This window comes from Glaciecola sp. G7-5, from assembly GCF_055808975.1.
On record NZ_CM147892.1, the window covers coordinates 566,152 to 582,012 of the forward strand.

Genomic DNA, 15,861 nt, shown 5'->3' on the forward strand with positions numbered 1-15,861 from the left:
ATGGACAGACGCGATATACTCAAAATGATTGTAGCGGCTACCGGCACAGCATTTGTCGGGAGTAATGCACTTGCCTATGAACTTACTACTGGCACAGCCGTGTCTAAAACCGGTTTTAGCACTAAAGACCTAGCCCTAATGAACGAAATTGGTGAAGTGATAATTCCACAAACCGACACGCCGGGGGCAAAGCAAGCAGATGTGGCAAGTATTATGGCGGTAATTGTTACCGATTGTTTTACGCAAGCTCAACAGGCATTATTTAGAGCAGGTTTAGCTGATATTAAAAAACGCGCACTAACGCTCTATCAAAAAAGCTTTGCACAGCTAAGCGCAGCTGAAAAAATGAGCCTACTGACAAGCCTTGATAAAGAAGCCAACACATATAACGCCCAACGAGACCACGATAAAACTCAAACGCATCCTTTTTCGTTGATTAAACAACAAGTCTTGTTTGGCTTTTTCACTTCAAAAATAGGCTCAACCAAAGTCCTCAGATATGTTGCTATACCCGGCCGATATGATGGCTATTTTCCTTATAAGAAAGGCGATAAAGCGTGGGCAACCTAAGACGATATCAGCCTATTTAAACATAGCCTGACATCGTCTTAAAAGATGACATGCGGCAAGTACCGGCTCATATCTTGGGTGATGGTATTGCTGTCTTCCCGAATAGAAATACCGGCGGCTTGGTCGTCAACTAACCAACTACCTATTAGGGTGTGGTTGCCGTCAAACTCCGGCACACTATGTTTTTGTTGGAAGATAAAGCCTTCTTCACCATAAGGACCGTCAGAGTCTGCGTTTTCATCTAAAGGCTGGCCTTTTGAATCGGTAAAACTAATATTCGCCCCTTCGCGTGAAAATATCGGCTTTTTCACTAGTAGCATATCCTCAGGTACCAAATGCAGTTCGTCTTCAAAAAATGCAGGTAATAAATTGGGATGATCTGGAAACATCTTCCATAACAAGGGCATCAGCGCCTTATTTGACAAAATAGCTTTCCATGGGGGTTCTAACCAGCGAATATTTTGCTGGCCAAGCAATTCACCATAGGCATCGTCAAACATAAATTCCCATGGATAGAGTTTAAACATCCACGTAATTACATTGTCATCTAAATCGGTGAATTGGTGCGCTTTGTCTATGCCAATATCTTCTATGTAAACAAACTTGCAGTCTATTCCAGCAGCAATGGCGCAATCTTCTAAATACTGCACCGTACCACGGTCTTCTTCTGTATTTTTACAACAAGCAAAATGCAAAGTTCTGCCAGGATTAAGGGCGTGTAACTCTTTGAAACGGTTAACTAACTTCTCTTGAAGGGAATTGAATTGGTCAGCATGTTTAGGGATAAGTTTGTCGTCGACTTTGTTTTCAAGCCACATCCATTGCCAAAAACCCGTTTCGTAAATCGATGTAGGCGTATCAGCATTATTTTCGTAGAGCTTTGCCGGACCTTTGCCATCATAAGCAAAATCTAAACGAGAATATAAGCTAGGATCGCCATCTTCCCAGCTTTTTCGGATGAAGGCCCACTGCGCCTGAGGAATAGCAAAGCGTTCTAGCAGCGTGTCACTGGCCAATACCTTTTGTACAGCTGACAAACACATTTGATGGATGTCTTGTGTAGGTTCTTCTATTCCATGCTCTATTTGCGCAAGTGAAAACTGATAGTAGGCTGTCTCGTCCCAGTACTTCTCACCGTACATGGTGTGAAACTTAAACCCAAACTCTACGGCCATCGCCTCCCAGTTTTTACGCTCATTGCAAGGAACTCTAAGCACTTAGCCGCCCCAGCTTCTAGATTTGCCACCTTTGCTCGCTTTTGAGCTTCCCCAATTACTATTAGCCGATGCTTTTGCACCAAAGCCACCACGCGAAATAGTGCGTGTTACCGCCGGCTTAGGTTTCATTGCCTCTTTCGGTACTCTGTAACTGCGCTGGCCAGGCGAACCAATCACATAACCATCACTGGTCATTATCTTGTTACGATACTGGCCACTGCCACGATACATATAAGAGGGATATGAGCTTTTGTAACGGTGTTTGCGCTCAAATGAATCACCCACTTCGTCGATGATTTCTGACACTATATAGCCCGCCATAAAGGGGACAAAAAAGCCGCCGCGATTTTCGCATTGACCAAATTCTGTTTCACAGTCTCGCTGATATTGATAGCGCGGTGCGGTAGCTTCAGCATCTTGCACTGCTTGTTCGTAGGCTGCGGTGCACTCTACTTCGGTCAATTTTGTATTGTTAGTACAGTCTTCAACCGAAGTAACAAAAGCAACTTGCTCAACATTACTTCCACCCGAGCAACCCGCCATAACGGCTAAGGAAACCGGCGCCAGCACGAAGCTGCGGGTGCGTTTCCTTAGCAAAGATAAATCAATAATTGAAGAACGTTTCATGCTCATGCTCCCCTTAGTAGGTCATGCAAGCGGCATTGATTAGGCCAACAGCCACATTGGTTGCACCTAGCACTATGCCGGCGCTCACTTCGTTGTTTTCGATACGCGTGGTAATTTTAGGCATAAACACAAAGCGTACAATTGAAAAGGCGACCACTTGAGCGACTAAAGCAATCACGCCCCAAATCGCGAAATCAACCAGCCCGCCTGAGTTGCTCACCGCGCCTGAAAGCGCAGCGGAAAAACCAATGATCGCACCACCAAAACCTATCGCAGCGGCTGTATTTTTTTCTTCTTTGATTAACTTCCACTCTTTGTGAGGTGTTGCCATTGCATACACGGTTTTGAAAATAATCAAAAACAAAACTGCAATACCAAAGTACATAGCAAAGTGTGTTATGCCGGTGAATAGACTGTAATTTTCCATAGCGTTTTCCATTTAAAGGTTATTATTAATATTCGTTACTGTATAAAATTTGTATATATTAGTTACTTAGCTTTAAAACCTAAAAGGCTAACCGTTCACCCTAATTTGTGTAGGCGTTAGTTTAACACCCGTGCTAATCACCAAACACCTTTCTAACTGGTTGTTGTCGTTTAGGCTTTCTTCAGCAGATAAATACAGTTGCTCAAAAGACCCGTCGCTTAATTCGCGCTCAAATAACATCACAAACTGATCGGTTTCACTGATATCATTGCTCGGATCGTAAGTCTTTTCTTGCATTGCCACGGGCGGATGATAGTCGTCAACACTCGTCCACACACGCGTGTACTCGTGGCCTTCTAAATGATAACTGGGCGTACCAATTTTATGCTGAAGTATGTCCTCCCACTGCGAAGCGTTTACATGCAGGGTGTCATAGTAGTGAAACAAGGTGACATCAACAATACTTTCTTCGTTTTCAGCACCTTCGCATACTACCTGTAGCCATGCTTCATCGTCAGTATAAAAACGTAATAACGTAGTGGTGTCTAAGTGAACACGGCCGGCGGCTTGAATAAGCTGAGTATCAGCAATACCACCAATGACCAGTTCATCTAAAATAAGCTGAAAGGAAAGTTTGTCAATATCAAAACTAGAGCCAATACACAGGCCCATAACGTCAGGCTTGGGGATCTTAGGTTCGGGTACAGGCTTCTTTTTAAAAAGGTTAAACATGTCAGGCTCCACTTTTGATAACTACAAGTCGTAAACTACTAGTCGCAAACTGCTCGTCATAATCGGCCAGTTGTAAACGGCTTGCAAGCATAGCATTGAAAGGCTAAATGTATAAATGCGCCGGCAATATTGCTTGGGCGCATTTAAAGTGCTTACTTATCTGCTGTTAAAGTCATAGCGTTAAGACTACTTTTTACCCGCAAGTATTTTGGCCAGCATGTCTTCACTTGTTCCAGTGCCACCGCCACTTGCTTGGCGTAATTTGCTGTCAAGATCAGAGCCTGATTCAATTTCTGCCAGTTCAGAGGCAGCCTCAAGTGACGCTTCTTTTTCAGCTTGCTTGAGTTTGATTCGCTCCAAACTATCAAGGGCTGTTTTCACTTTACTATTTCCACCACTAAAGTGGGTAGATGCAGCTACTTGGGCTTTTTGAACAGCTTCAGTCGCTTTCACTTGGTCAACTTGTTGCTCTAACATACGTAAGTTGTTTTTCGCCGTTGACAGGTTTGATTTCAGTGTATTTTCATTTTTTAAATAGCTGTCCAAAATGCTTTGCTCGCTGGCTTTTAAATTTTCAATCTCGCCCACACGTGCGGCACATTCAAGCGCTAGCTCACGGTTCGTCTCAGCATGCTGAGCAGCACTTTGGCTATATTTTTCTATGTCAGCATTAAAAGACTCGACTTTGTTTTGCGACATTTTACGCTTGGCCGCAATAGAGTGCAGGCTTTGTCCGCACGACTGAATCTCTTGCTTTGCTTCACGAATTTGCTGATCTAAAATAGTCAGCGCCTGTGTATCAGCAGCATCTTCAAGGGTTTTGTTTGTATGACCTTTTAACGCTGTCCATAATCTACCTAAACTCATAATGTGACTCCTACTATTTTAAATGCTCTGAATATAATTCTAGAAACTCTGGGACGTTACCAAATAAAGCTTCTACTTCTTCAACGATCACTTCGTCTTTACTGTCTACCGACAACGCACCAAAGGCGACGTAATATTCCTCATCGCCAATGCTCGACACAGCTAAAGTCGACAGTGGCACCAAGCGATGAGTACGCAATATGTCATGATCAAGTGCTGCTGTGTCTTTTACTGCACTAATTGGGAACAATATCGTCTCAACCACAATTTGTTGTTCACCTACCACTAAGAAAGCGTCTACGCCTTCATCATTCGAGATACTAATGCAGTCTCCTTCCATTTCAGCCGTGAAATTAATTTGCTCGTTCATGAGCGAAAGAATGTGTTCGCGCTTCGTTGTCATATTGCTCTCCATTAAAAAGCGATTTACTTTTTTTGTTTGACGGTGACTATCATAATGAGTTTAGATTAAATTGCAACATATTTGTTGCAAATATTTATTATTAATTGCAAATGTTCGTTATTCATAACTTTTGCATTGAATAAATTGCGTTAATAGTTATACTAACACACGTGATTTATCCACTTTGAGGATTACTGGCCATGCAAAAAGAGCTGCCAACAGATAATACCCCACAGCTTAATATAAGTGTGAATAACAAGAAGTCAATTCTCCCCTATGCAAAAGCATGTACTTTGCATATTAAAAAGCTGATGGTCGAACATGAAATGACCTACGATGATATTGTAGCCAAACTTGAGCAACACGGGGTGGTATTGAGTTCAAGTAACCTGCGCAATAAAGTTTCGGGCAATGCCTTGTCTGCGGGATTATTCTTTTTGATGGTTGAGATTATAAGCGGTGAGCTTAGTGCATCGGTCAATGTTAAAGACTAGCTTTCCAATGGCGTATATTTTATGCCAAGCCTCACAGCAAAGAAGGTCAAAATACCGAATACTAAAAAGCCAATTGCAATGGGAGTAATAGTATCAGCCAAAAATAGGTTAATAAAAATGGCAATCGGAACCGCTAAAATACTCGTAAATGAACCGATAAAGGCAGCTCCAACGCCCGCCATATGACCCACCGGCACCATCGCCAAGGAATTTAAATTACCAAACAATACGCCTAAAAAGAAAAAGCCGAAAAACATCGTTGCGGTAAACAGCCATAGCGGCGGTACGCCTGAAAAAACGAAACTGATTGTAGTGAGCGCTACGCCATATACAACCGTCATGTTAAGTGCAAAGCCAACCAACTTCAGCATACCCAAACGCACTACCATCAGGCCGTTAAATAATGAGGCTGCACCAATGGCAAATGCGAGTGTTGCAAAAAGAAGTGGAAAGTACTCCCCAGTGTCGTAAATTTCTTGAAAAATAGTTTGCGAGCCGCTTAAGTAAGCCAAGAAGGCACCAAAAATTAACCCCATACCCACCGCTGGCCCCATTACCGCAGGTTGCTGGACCAACCAAACAATTGAGCGCACAAACTGGCGAAAATTAAATTTTGCGCGACTAGCTCTTGGCAAGGTTTCTTTTTGCCGGCTAAAAAACCACACCGCAGAAATACCGGCAACAATAGCAAATACAGTGAAAATATGGCGCCATCCAAACTGTATCATTACAGCCTGCCCCATCAGCGGCGCAACCATCGGCACTAAAATAAAAATAACTGTCGTAAATGACATGACTCTTGCCATTGCATCACCCACGTACAAGTCACGCACCAGAGCCATTGACGCCACTCGCGGCCCAGACACTCCAAAAGCTTGAATAAGCCTGCCCACCAGCAAGGATTCAATGGTGGTCGAGAAATAGCAGACAATCGTCCCCATCAAAAAGATGATTAAGCCGACTAAAATAGTCAAGCGACGGCCACGCGCATCTGAAAAAGGCCCAAAGAATATTTGGCCTGCTGCCATCCCAACGAAAAATATTGAGACGATAAGATAAGTCTGCTGCGGGCTACTGCTGTTGAGTTGCTCACCAATTAGGTCAAGGGCAGGCAGCATAGCATCAATACTTAGCGCCACTAAGGACGTTAAAAATGCCATTAATAATATAAATTCTACTAATGGTAATCTAGCCTCGGTAGGCGGATTAACACTAACTTTTGCCGTTTCCATATTGGAGCACTACCCAAAAATATATGCGATGAAGATACAGGCGCGGAATTTAGCACATTTTAGCTAGTTGCACTAATATAACGCCATGGGCAGGTGCACTTAAATAGCCGGTCTTAGTTTAGTCGAACTTGATAAGCATTCATTTTGTGAAGTTGTAGCCACGCCGCATTCTCGTTCAATGCTTCAACGCCAATGACTTTAATTATTTTCTGATATTTTGAGATAGGATGCAGCTGACCACTCGCCTTTTGTTTATCAAGCAGCGCCATGCGATTAATGGCTTGTTGGAAAAAATAACCTGTTCGTAAATAACGTAAACTCAGCTCTTCATATCCCATTTGCTCTGAATAGGTTCTAAACAAAGCCGAAGCAACAAATAAACAAGCAATAAAGAGAAACAACGCGTCATCATTTACCATGGGTAAAAGCTTGAGCTCAATTTTGATCGTACAAAAGGCCATAGAAGTCAGTGCGAGCAAAAATAAAAGCAGTGAGTATTTTTTAAATTGCTTGGATTTAGCTAACAGCTCAGACGCGCGGCCTTTTTTATCTTTTTGTCCATAAAAATACCTTAGTTGATCAGCAACCCAATGTGTTTTTACAAAATCAAGATCATTATTCGTTGGTTTATTAACCGTAAAGGTAAGTTTATTTAGGTTATCAACAATCCAGTCCATTTCATTTAGTTTTGTGGTCCGATAATGGTTTGCGCAGTGTTCAGTGATACCCGCGATATGCCAAAATATCTGCACTCTTAAGTTCTCGGCAAATACTCGCCACTCCACAAACTGCAGTTCTTTTGAATTTATACCCGCAAAAAATAAACGGTAAATTCCAATAACAACGCCTACCAGCATTATGTGGGCAACAAACCAACCAAGCGTTGCATAAAGCCCCGCGTAAACTTGCTGAGCAGCAATGGCGAAAAACGACAAGAAAGTGACCACTTTTAAGGACAAGGACCTTTGCTTTTGCCGAGATTGGGCAAGGCAGTCAGCCAAACTGTAGGTATCAATCAATTTACTTAAATCGGCATAGTCTTTTTTGGCGTCTGCTTTACCCAACAGGTAAGCCACACTGGTGTCTTTATCTTGTTGCGATATGCCTTTTGCCGCTTTATTAAAACCTTCTATTTTATTTAAAATATCTTGTAGAATGACGTCGTCTTGATTGCCTTCTATTGGCAGTGTTTTCCAAGTCCCAATTTCTTCCTGAGAGGCAATATTGCTGGGCAAGCTATGATGCATTTCGCGGCTCGTGACAAGCCATTTGCAATAAGTCTGGTTGGGCTTCGCAAAAAGTAGGCTGTTTTCATCCATGACGCCCTCTACGCACATGCTAACGACATCAGCGGTCCCACCGGGTAGCGCATTACTTGTGCCTGTTTCTGAATCGAGTTCTATGTCACCATCCCACAGCGCGTAAACGATATCACTACAACTTACTAGCGTGCGTCCTAATTCAGAGTAGGCTTGCGGCCTTGGCGTGTTATCTTCAACATTACATACTTTGACCTCTACACATTGTCGCAATAAGTCTCGAAATTCCGACAAAGCAACAGCATCTTCAAAATCCTTTTCATATGAGGCTTGTTCAAAAGGCAATACTGCGATGACATTTAATTGATTCTGTAAGGCTGCTCGCGCAACCAATTGATCGGCGCCTTGGGCAAGTCCAGTTAAAATATTGATAGTGGTATTTGGATAGCAACTTTTGAGCGCCTTGAACTCTTTCTCGATCGCCGCTTCTAAGGCAGGTTTATCGCTCTGTGGTATATCCCGATGCCCGGTTACCCCTATATTCAGTGGCAATGCAGATGTCATATCAATGATTATCCTTTTCGATTCAAAGCCTCGTGCAATATGTTTACTAATAGTGCATGAAATAAAGCATCGGTTTTAGTCTCGTTCCAAGACCTTGATGCGTCCATTTGACAAGCTGTAAATAAAGCTGTGAAGTTTTACATCTTGGCCGCGTTTCATTGCATCTTGAAATACGCTCGTTTCACGTACATGTTGCGCCTGCTGTAGCACGTTTAATTCGCACAAACGACTGAGGCGCTCGTGATAAGACATCTCTTCTAGCTCGGCCTTGTGAGATTTGGCAATATCTTTAATATGCAGCAGCCAGTTGTCAATCAGGCCCAAACTGTCGTTATCAAGTGCCGCTTGAACGCCACCACAACCGTAGTGTCCGCACACAATAATGTGTTTTACTTTAAGCACATCTAGGGCATATTGCAGCACCGACATACAATTAAAGTCAGTATGGATGACCATATTCGCCACATTTCTGTGCACAAAAATATCACCAGGCAAGAGGCCAACAATCTGATTCGCTGGCACTCTAGAATCACTACAACCAATCCACAAATATACCGGTGATTGCTGTTTTGCTAGGGTGGCAAAGAATTCAGGATCTTCTTGTTGTGTGGTCTCTGCCCATACTTGGTTGTTATCGAGCAAACGCTGAATCTCTGGCATACATAATCCTATTTTATATTTGTTGTAATGGACCTAAGCACTAGCAAGCATAAAGCTATTAGCCGCTAACTAATACCAAATTATCACGATGCACTACCGCTTCGCTAGCTGAATAACCCAGAATAGTTTCTATTTGATGACTTTTGCAGCCCAATATACGCTTCAACTCGGTACTCGAGTAGTTCACAAGGCCTTTTCCACAAGTGCGTGTGCCTTGCACTATTTCAATGCTTTCACCGGCACTAAATATACCTTCAACGCCCACAACACCCGCAGCTAATAACGAAGCACCAGTTCTAGAAAGGGCGTTTTCAGCTCCTTTATCAATAAATAAACTTCCTTTTACTTTACTGGTGTGAGTTAACCAGTCTTGCCGCGCACGTTTGGGTTTATTGCTTGGAGCAAACCATGTGCCTGAACACAAATTCATCGCTAGCGCTTCGAAACTGCTTGTTTTTGTGCCATTGACCAAGAGTGTTTGAATACCTGATAGCGTACATTTTTGTGCCGCTTGTAGCTTAGTTATCATACCACCCGTCCCTACCGCACTGCCGGCTCCACCGGCAAGGGCCATGATGTCATCGTCAATCGAATTGACTTCTGTTATTAAACTAGCCGTGGGAGTCGTTCGTGGATTGGCCGTAAATAAGCCATCTACATCGGTACAAATAATTAGGCAATCGGCTTGTACCGCAATCGCGGTGTGGGCAGCAAGATTGTCGTTATCACCTACTTTAATTTCTTCGACCGCAACGGTGTCATTTTCATTCACGATGGGAATAACTTGATTGGCCAAGAGTTGTTCTAAAGTATTTTTGATGTTTACGAAGCGTCTGCGATCAGCAATATCATCGACCGTCAGCAATATTTGTGCACAATCATAGCCGCCATTTGCAAACATGGCAGCCCAATTAGCCATCATGCGAGTTTGGCCTATTGCGGCCATGGCCTGCTTTTCTGCAATAGTGGGTCGATGGCCTGTTTTAATGCTGCCGCGCGCAGCGGCAATGCTGCCCGAAGAGACCAAGATTATATCTTTTCCTTGTGCTTTACAGCCAAGAATAAATTCACTAATGGCGGCCAAATATTGAGTAGAGCAACCATTGCCATCGGGTGACACAAGCGCACTACCCACCTTAATGACTGCGCGTTGCCAAGATATATCTTTTGAAGAAACAGGTTGACTCATAAGAACTGAATACATAATCGTGGATGCCTTGAATGATACACTTTTGTAGTTCATAGACCAAAACTAATATGCGAAAACTGAATAAAAGTCAGCGCACGACTATTTTATGAAAAACACTAGTCCAAAAACACTGAATTTTCATATCACTAGGTAGGCATCGCACTTTAGCACTGCCTAGCGTAAGCTAATGGGCGCTCATATCATGCAAGAAATTAAACATGTCAAATAAGTATACTGAAAAGACGGTCCCAAGTTCGAGATTATCGCGCTTCACTAAGTTAGGCGGTTTAGCGGGTGCATTGACCGGAAATATTATCAAAAATTCGGTGAACGCCGCATTTAGTGCCCAAAAGCCATCTACCCAAAACACATTGCTAAACATTAATAACGCGCAAACCTTAACCAAGCATTTAGCACAAATGCGCGGGGCGGCAATGAAAATTGGCCAAATGTTGTCAATGGATGCGGGCGAGTTACTGCCGCCAGAATGGGAACCCATTTTAGCCGTTTTGCGCGAGCAAGCGAACAGCATGCCAAAACACCAATTGCTAGAGATGCTTAATCGACATTGGGGGCCAGACTGGGCAGATAAATTCGACTATTTTTCTTTCGAACCCATTGCCGCGGCGTCTATTGGCCAAGTCCACCGCGCAAAATTAAAAACAGGCGAAGATTTGGCTGTTAAAGTGCAGTACCCAGGGGTTTCTGCTTCTATTGATAGTGATATTGACAATGTCGCCGGACTATTAAAGCTCACTCGCTTAATTCCCAAAGGAATCGACATAGAGAGCCTGCTCATTCAAGCAAAGGCTCAGCTCAAACAAGAAGCAGACTACAGCAAAGAACTGGCGTATTTAGAAAAGTATAAAGCCTTACTAAAAGACGATGAACGCTACGTTGTGCCCTCAGCTTACAAAGCCCTCAGTAATGAATACATTTTATGTATGGAATTTATTGAAGGCGAGGCGATATCTAATTTGATTGATGCTCCTAACATTACAAAAAATGTGATTATGGAGAATCTAATCGAACTGGTTTTTAATGAATTATTTCGCTTCCAATTTACCCAAAGTGATCCTAATTTCGCCAACTTTTTGTATCAAGAAGATACACAAAGATTAGTGCTACTCGATTTTGGTGCTTGCAGAACAATAAGTGCCAAAGCCTCTTCAGGCTATACGCAGATGGCGCGCGCTATGCAAAACCAAGATCAAGAAGCGATGATGCTTTCACTGTTTGATTTAGGATTGCTCAATCGCGATACCTCCAGTAGCGTGCAAAATATCGTCGCCAAGGCTTGTATGATGGCAAGTGAAAGCTTGCAGGTAGAGCGTTACAATTTCAAACAAACACAAATTATTAAGCGTTTACAAAAAGAAACCATGGTGCTCATGAAAGAGAGAAACGCAATAGCTTCACCAGATTTTGATATAGCGTTGGTTAACCGTAAAATCACAGGAACCGTTATGCTTGCCAACAAAATGAATGCTGACATTCGCTTAAGCGCCTTGTTGGCACCTTTTATTTCACAGCAACAAGGCTAAACGATGCGCTACTTTTGCTTACTAAGCTTTCTTATTGGCGGGTTAACCATGGCAAATATTACGCAGTCACAAACTAGCGAGCGGTTGGCTGACTATCGGTGGCAGCATAGAGTGGTAATTACGCGCGTCGAGTCACCAGAGGCTTTATTGCAACTGAACAAAACGCTCAGCCCTTATTGGCAAGATCTGGAAGAAAGAAAAATCGCAGTATTTGTGATTTTAGAGAGCGATGAGGGCGAAATACAACGTGTTATGAATGGCCGCAGTGAAAACGCTAACTTATCGAAACAAGAAATCAACAAACGAATACGCGAACGCCATACGCTCCTAATTGGCTTAGACGGTGGCAGTAAATCAGTCTACGACAGCTTAGATTTACGTCAAATAATGGCTGACATAGACGCCATGCCCATGCGCCGCGCCGAACAAGGCAGGTAACTAACGTTTAATAGGGTTGCTGCATAGAGAACGGCATTTCCATAGATTTTTCGGCTTTGTTAGGGTTACCAATCATTTCATCAAAGGGGGAATCATGCACCATAACGGCGGTGTTTACATCACACAACTCAAAAGCATCACGTATTTGCTGAGAGTTATGAAAACGCATTGGACGGTCCGCTTCATCATAAACAAAACCTGATTCATTTTGCGTATGTAACTTTACTAAATAGACGTTCATCTCAAACGATTGCACCTCTAATTTTGTAATATTAATAGGCTTTTTAACGATATTCGACATTTGGAATTTTATCATACTCATCACTTTTTCATTTACTGCTACAAATATACTTACGGACCCTGCTAAATATATACGCTCAGCGTCCTAGTCAGTTCAACTTAGTACAAGATAACTCACAATTTTTGCGAATTAATTGAAAAATCAAAGGTCCGACTCTATGTATATTTATAGAAAGGCCTATAATCATCAGTGTTGATGCGCTATATCGTAGTGCAATCGAAACACCATTAGAAACAAGGAGAAAAATATGTCGAGTGAACCGAGTCAGTTACAGCAAATGAAACCTTACTTTATTACAGCAGGTGTGTTGTTGATAATTTTACTCGCAGTCATATTTTGGCCAACACAAGACAAACAAAGCACGCCAACACCCGTTGTGATCCCCCCTGTAGTTGCACCCGCTCCAACAGTAGATCCCAATGCGGGTATTGACGACATGGTGCGCCCTGATATGTTTGAAGCACCCGCGAGACCTAGCGAAGTCGAAATTTCACCAAATATGGAAGTCGAAGAGTTTGAGGCACAAGAAGTGGTAGTAGATGTGCCTATTGATATTAGCGACGCAAGTATCAAAGCGTCTCTTATGACCGTTGCCTCTTCACCTACCTTTGCCAAGTTATTGGTAAATGATCGCCTGATAGAAAAATTTGTAATTAACGTCAACAACCTTGCAAACGATCAGTTAACACCTAAAGATGCTTTGGTTGTCGCACCTAAACAAGAATTTAAGACCTACGTTCAAGCGGATCGTACGTGGATTGAAAACGCTAGCTTTCAGCGCTACAACTCCTACGTTGATGCATTAGAGTCGGTCGATACGGAAGAACTGCTTGAGGTTTTTGATGGCTATCAAGACACAATAAAAGAAAAATTTGCAGAAATTAGCCGGCCAGGTCAAAGCTTCGACGACGCACTCATTGATGCCATTGATACTTTACTAGACACGCCGCAAGTCCCGGTTCCCATAGAAGTGTATACCGACAGTGTGATGTTTAAGTTTAAAGATGAACGCCTTGAAAACCTTTCTGGGCCACAAAAGCAATTGCTCAGAACGGGGCCAGAGAACATGCGTCGAATCAAAGACATACTGCGCAATCTAAAACAAAGTTTAGAAGAAAGGAATCAATAATATAAAGCGCCCTAAACACCATTAGATAGCGAGTAATCATGGATATAGCACAGCTTCAAAAGCAGATATCCCAAAGTGACGGTGAAGAGCCTAACGCCTTGCCGCCTGTAGAAAAGTGGGATCCTCCCTTCTGTGGGCAAATGAACCTCGTCATTAAACGTAGCGGGCAATGGTGGCACGAAGGCACACCATTTACCCGCGCAAAGCTTATTAAATTACTTTCAAGTGTATTGAAAAAAGAAGGGGATGATTATTTTCTGGTCACGCCGGTTGAAAAAATAGGCATTAGCGTTGAAGACGTGCCTTTTATTGTCATAGATGCAAGTCTTGAAGAAAACACAGGACTAATAAGTGTTTCAACGCAAACCGGAGATACGGTAAAAATCGGCAAAGACCACCCCGTAAGCTTACGAGAATTTGAGGGTAACTTAGTGCCCTATTGTCATATTCGGCGCAACTTATGGGCAAGAGTACATCAAAACGTATTATACAGGTGGGTGGAGCAAGCCGAAGAAGACATTAAGCCACCGTACATTCAGCTGAGTCTTAATAGCGGTGACTATCGCTTTGTTATAGGACGCTGTAAACACTAGTCCAGGTATGTCCTAGTGAGCCTTAAAGGTAGAGTGCAAACCAGATAAAAGTTTAATATTTTCACCCAACTGATGCGCGCTTTGTTCCATCTTATTGGCTAAATCTGCGTTGCTATTGGCGACTTCAAAAATCGTTGTCACATTATGATTTACTTGTGTGCAGTTATCAGTTTGTTGTTCGCTTGCTTGCAATATATCATTCAACAATCCAGATATTTCGGCAATCTGTTGATACACATCTTCAATTGAATCAGCCGAGGCGTTTGCTTGTTCAGCACTGCTATTGGCAGAATCTCGCGAAGCATGCATTTTACTTACCCATTCTTGCAAGGTTGTACGCATCGCTTGTGTACTTGCAATCGTTTTACCTGCTGACTCTTGAGTGCGTGTTGATAGTGCACGTACTTCGTCAGCCACGACCGAAAAGCCGCGCCCTGTTTCACCCGCTCTTGCAGCTTCAATAGCGGCGTTTAACGCAAGCAAATTAGTTTGGTCGGCAATGGATTCGATTTCTCCAATCGTTTGCGCCACAGTGTCAGAGGCAGTCATAAGTTCATCGGCAATCGAAGCCGCTTGTTCAACCATAGCCGATAGACCACTTACACCATCACGCCCACTTATAATAAGTTCTTTGGCCTGTGCACACTTTTGATTAGTAGTTTGCATCGTATCGCTGGTTTGCTGCGTATTGTTAGCGACGCTGCGGCTTCCTTCGAGCATCTTGTCAAGCGAACTTAATATTTGCTGAATTTCTTGTTGCTGCTGCACAATCCCTTGGGTGGTTTTATGCGCTATCGCCAAGGTATCATCTACAACCGTAGTTAAATTCCTAGCAGCATCAGACGTGCGTCCTAAAATCGTGCGTTGCATTGCCACCTGCATCCCTAAATGAAAATGCACAATTCCTTTGGTGCCATGTCCGGCAAGCACAAAACGACTCACGCTATCATATTCATTTTTTAAAGTAGTGGCCAATTTAGGTACTTCCACTAACTCGGTTTTAAACACAATCAGGCCCAACAAACTCGCAAATACAATGGCTAAACCGGCAAACCAATCACTTGCGAAGGCGGTAAATAGGGCGATGATTGCAGTAACAAAGGCGTAAACAAAGACCTTTTGTGCGTAGCTAAATTCTCGCGTGCGGGCTGTTTTACCGGTATTTACTGCAGCGTAAAATTCTTCTGCTCTTTTAATTTGTTCTGCCTGGGGTTTGACTCTGACAGATTGATAACCGAGGAGTTCGCTACCGTTATATATTGGCGTAACAAAAGCATCGACCCAATAATAACAACCATTTTTACATCTATTTTTGACGATACCTTGCCATGGTCGGCCCGCTTTTAGGTGATCCCACATGTCAACAAAGGCTGCTTTTGGCATATCAGGATGGCGCACAATATTATGATTTTTACCAAGCAGCTCATGACTTTCAAAACCCGCTACTTTGCAAAAAGTGTGATTGGCGTAGGTAATAATGCCCCGCTTGTCAGTTGTGGATACAAGCTCTTCGCTTTCATCGAAGCATACTTCTTTGTCTAGCACTTGTTGATTGCGACGCATATTTTACCTTTTTGACTTTTCTATGAGCTGAGTGTGAACAAAATTTAGGCTG

General features: G+C 42.9%; 18 protein-coding genes. 6 read left to right on the forward strand and 12 right to left on the reverse strand.

The annotated features are described in order from the left end of the window. Positions 1–570: a gluconate 2-dehydrogenase subunit 3 family protein gene (locus tag AC0L6H_RS02500; protein ID WP_473392372.1), complete on the forward strand. Its 570-nt coding sequence runs from the start codon at positions 1–3 to the stop codon at positions 568–570. A 38-nt stretch (positions 571–608) separates the two neighbouring features. On the opposite strand, the gene AC0L6H_RS02505 is transcribed toward AC0L6H_RS02500, so the two are convergent. From AC0L6H_RS02505 to AC0L6H_RS02530, 6 genes are all read right to left on the reverse strand, one after another. Beyond that, entirely contained in the window at positions 609–1,787 is a 1,179-nt protein-coding gene (locus AC0L6H_RS02505) for a glutathionylspermidine synthase family protein (RefSeq protein ID WP_473392373.1), read from the reverse strand. Next, a complete protein-coding gene (locus tag AC0L6H_RS02510) occupies positions 1,788–2,414 on the reverse strand; it encodes a DUF1190 domain-containing protein (RefSeq protein WP_473392374.1) in 627 nt (208 codons plus the stop codon). 13 nt (positions 2,415–2,427) lie between these two features. Further along, the gene (locus AC0L6H_RS02515) at positions 2,428–2,841 is read right to left on the reverse strand and encodes a DUF350 domain-containing protein (protein ID WP_473392375.1); all 414 of its coding nucleotides are present in this window, start codon (positions 2,839–2,841) and stop codon (positions 2,428–2,430) included. A gap of 87 nt (positions 2,842–2,928) precedes the next feature. Further along, complete coding sequence (locus AC0L6H_RS02520; protein WP_473392376.1) at positions 2,929–3,573, reverse strand: YjfK family protein; 645 nt, start codon at positions 3,571–3,573, stop codon at positions 2,929–2,931. 186 nt (positions 3,574–3,759) lie between these two features. Continuing rightward, positions 3,760–4,440 carry a PspA/IM30 family protein gene (locus AC0L6H_RS02525; protein ID WP_473392378.1) on the reverse strand — a complete coding sequence of 227 codons (681 nt, stop codon included), beginning with the start codon at positions 4,438–4,440 and terminating at the stop codon, positions 3,760–3,762. 13 nt (positions 4,441–4,453) lie between these two features. Then, a complete protein-coding gene (locus AC0L6H_RS02530; protein WP_473392379.1) occupies positions 4,454–4,843 on the reverse strand; it encodes a DUF2170 family protein in 390 nt (129 codons plus the stop codon). Positions 4,844–5,043: 200 nt separating this feature from the next. On the opposite strand from AC0L6H_RS02530, the gene AC0L6H_RS02535 reads away from it, so the two are divergent. Further along, complete coding sequence (locus AC0L6H_RS02535; RefSeq protein WP_473392380.1) at positions 5,044–5,337, forward strand: DUF6471 domain-containing protein; 294 nt, start codon at positions 5,044–5,046, stop codon at positions 5,335–5,337. On the opposite strand, the gene AC0L6H_RS02540 is transcribed toward AC0L6H_RS02535, so the two are convergent. From AC0L6H_RS02540 to proB, 4 genes are all read right to left on the reverse strand, one after another. Continuing rightward, positions 5,334–6,569 carry a multidrug effflux MFS transporter gene (locus tag AC0L6H_RS02540; protein ID WP_473392381.1) on the reverse strand — a complete coding sequence of 412 codons (1,236 nt, stop codon included), beginning with the start codon at positions 6,567–6,569 and terminating at the stop codon, positions 5,334–5,336. The two genes, AC0L6H_RS02535 and AC0L6H_RS02540, sit on opposite strands and share 4 nt — an antisense overlap. 113 nt (positions 6,570–6,682) lie before the next feature. Then, a complete protein-coding gene (locus AC0L6H_RS02545; RefSeq protein ID WP_473392383.1) occupies positions 6,683–8,392 on the reverse strand; it encodes a hypothetical protein in 1,710 nt (569 codons plus the stop codon). A 75-nt stretch (positions 8,393–8,467) separates the two neighbouring features. Then, positions 8,468–9,052 (reverse strand): carbonate dehydratase, encoded by a 585-nt coding sequence (gene can, locus AC0L6H_RS02550; protein ID WP_473392385.1) that lies wholly within the window; start codon positions 9,050–9,052, stop codon positions 8,468–8,470. Positions 9,053–9,110: 58 nt separating this feature from the next. Then, entirely contained in the window at positions 9,111–10,256 is a 1,146-nt protein-coding gene (gene proB / locus AC0L6H_RS02555; RefSeq protein ID WP_473392387.1) for a glutamate 5-kinase, read from the reverse strand. Between the two features lie 203 nt (positions 10,257–10,459). On the opposite strand from proB, the gene AC0L6H_RS02560 reads away from it, so the two are divergent. Further along, the gene (locus AC0L6H_RS02560) at positions 10,460–11,785 is read left to right on the forward strand and encodes an ABC1 kinase family protein (RefSeq protein ID WP_473392388.1); all 1,326 of its coding nucleotides are present in this window, start codon (positions 10,460–10,462) and stop codon (positions 11,783–11,785) included. Positions 11,786–11,833: 48 nt separating this feature from the next. Continuing rightward, positions 11,834–12,223 carry a DUF4174 domain-containing protein gene (locus tag AC0L6H_RS02565; protein WP_473392389.1) on the forward strand — a complete coding sequence of 130 codons (390 nt, stop codon included), beginning with the start codon at positions 11,834–11,836 and terminating at the stop codon, positions 12,221–12,223. Positions 12,224–12,230: 7 nt separating this feature from the next. Here AC0L6H_RS02565 and AC0L6H_RS02570 read toward each other — a convergent pair whose 3' ends face one another. Further along, complete coding sequence (locus tag AC0L6H_RS02570) at positions 12,231–12,539, reverse strand: DUF6482 family protein (protein ID WP_473394450.1); 309 nt, start codon at positions 12,537–12,539, stop codon at positions 12,231–12,233. A gap of 232 nt (positions 12,540–12,771) precedes the next feature. Between AC0L6H_RS02570 and AC0L6H_RS02575 the strand changes: the two genes are divergently transcribed. Next, positions 12,772–13,653, forward strand: a complete 882-nt coding sequence (locus AC0L6H_RS02575; protein ID WP_473392390.1) for a DUF3014 domain-containing protein — start codon at positions 12,772–12,774, stop codon at positions 13,651–13,653. 38 nt (positions 13,654–13,691) lie between these two features. Further along, positions 13,692–14,246, forward strand: a complete 555-nt coding sequence (locus AC0L6H_RS02580) for a DUF1285 domain-containing protein (RefSeq protein WP_473392392.1) — start codon at positions 13,692–13,694, stop codon at positions 14,244–14,246. Positions 14,247–14,258: 12 nt separating this feature from the next. On the opposite strand, the gene AC0L6H_RS02585 is transcribed toward AC0L6H_RS02580, so the two are convergent. Next, positions 14,259–15,809, reverse strand: a complete 1,551-nt coding sequence (locus AC0L6H_RS02585; protein ID WP_473392393.1) for a methyl-accepting chemotaxis protein — start codon at positions 15,807–15,809, stop codon at positions 14,259–14,261. Positions 15,810–15,861: the final 52 nt, after the last annotated feature.

Coding starts and splice junctions, on each gene's coding strand:
- AC0L6H_RS02565 (WP_473392389.1), top strand. CDS start 11,834: ATGGCAAATATTACGCAGTCACAAACTAGCGAGCGGTTGGCTGACTAT.
- AC0L6H_RS02500 (WP_473392372.1), top strand. CDS start 1: ATGGACAGACGCGATATACTCAAAATGATTGTAGCGGCTACCGGCACA.
- AC0L6H_RS02520 (WP_473392376.1), bottom strand. CDS start 3,573: ATGTTTAACCTTTTTAAAAAGAAGCCTGTACCCGAACCTAAGATCCCC.
- AC0L6H_RS02545 (WP_473392383.1), bottom strand. CDS start 8,392: ATGACATCTGCATTGCCACTGAATATAGGGGTAACCGGGCATCGGGAT.
- can (WP_473392385.1), bottom strand. CDS start 9,052: ATGCCAGAGATTCAGCGTTTGCTCGATAACAACCAAGTATGGGCAGAG.
- AC0L6H_RS02560 (WP_473392388.1), top strand. CDS start 10,460: ATGTCAAATAAGTATACTGAAAAGACGGTCCCAAGTTCGAGATTATCG.
- AC0L6H_RS02530 (WP_473392379.1), bottom strand. CDS start 4,843: ATGACAACGAAGCGCGAACACATTCTTTCGCTCATGAACGAGCAAATT.
- AC0L6H_RS02580 (WP_473392392.1), top strand. CDS start 13,692: ATGGATATAGCACAGCTTCAAAAGCAGATATCCCAAAGTGACGGTGAA.
- proB (WP_473392387.1), bottom strand. CDS start 10,256: ATGTATTCAGTTCTTATGAGTCAACCTGTTTCTTCAAAAGATATATCT.
- AC0L6H_RS02575 (WP_473392390.1), top strand. CDS start 12,772: ATGTCGAGTGAACCGAGTCAGTTACAGCAAATGAAACCTTACTTTATT.
- AC0L6H_RS02540 (WP_473392381.1), bottom strand. CDS start 6,569: ATGGAAACGGCAAAAGTTAGTGTTAATCCGCCTACCGAGGCTAGATTA.
- AC0L6H_RS02570 (WP_473394450.1), bottom strand. CDS start 12,539: ATGATAAAATTCCAAATGTCGAATATCGTTAAAAAGCCTATTAATATT.
- AC0L6H_RS02525 (WP_473392378.1), bottom strand. CDS start 4,440: ATGAGTTTAGGTAGATTATGGACAGCGTTAAAAGGTCATACAAACAAA.
- AC0L6H_RS02585 (WP_473392393.1), bottom strand. CDS start 15,809: ATGCGTCGCAATCAACAAGTGCTAGACAAAGAAGTATGCTTCGATGAA.
- AC0L6H_RS02510 (WP_473392374.1), bottom strand. CDS start 2,414: ATGAAACGTTCTTCAATTATTGATTTATCTTTGCTAAGGAAACGCACC.
- AC0L6H_RS02515 (WP_473392375.1), bottom strand. CDS start 2,841: ATGGAAAATTACAGTCTATTCACCGGCATAACACACTTTGCTATGTAC.
- AC0L6H_RS02535 (WP_473392380.1), top strand. CDS start 5,044: ATGCAAAAAGAGCTGCCAACAGATAATACCCCACAGCTTAATATAAGT.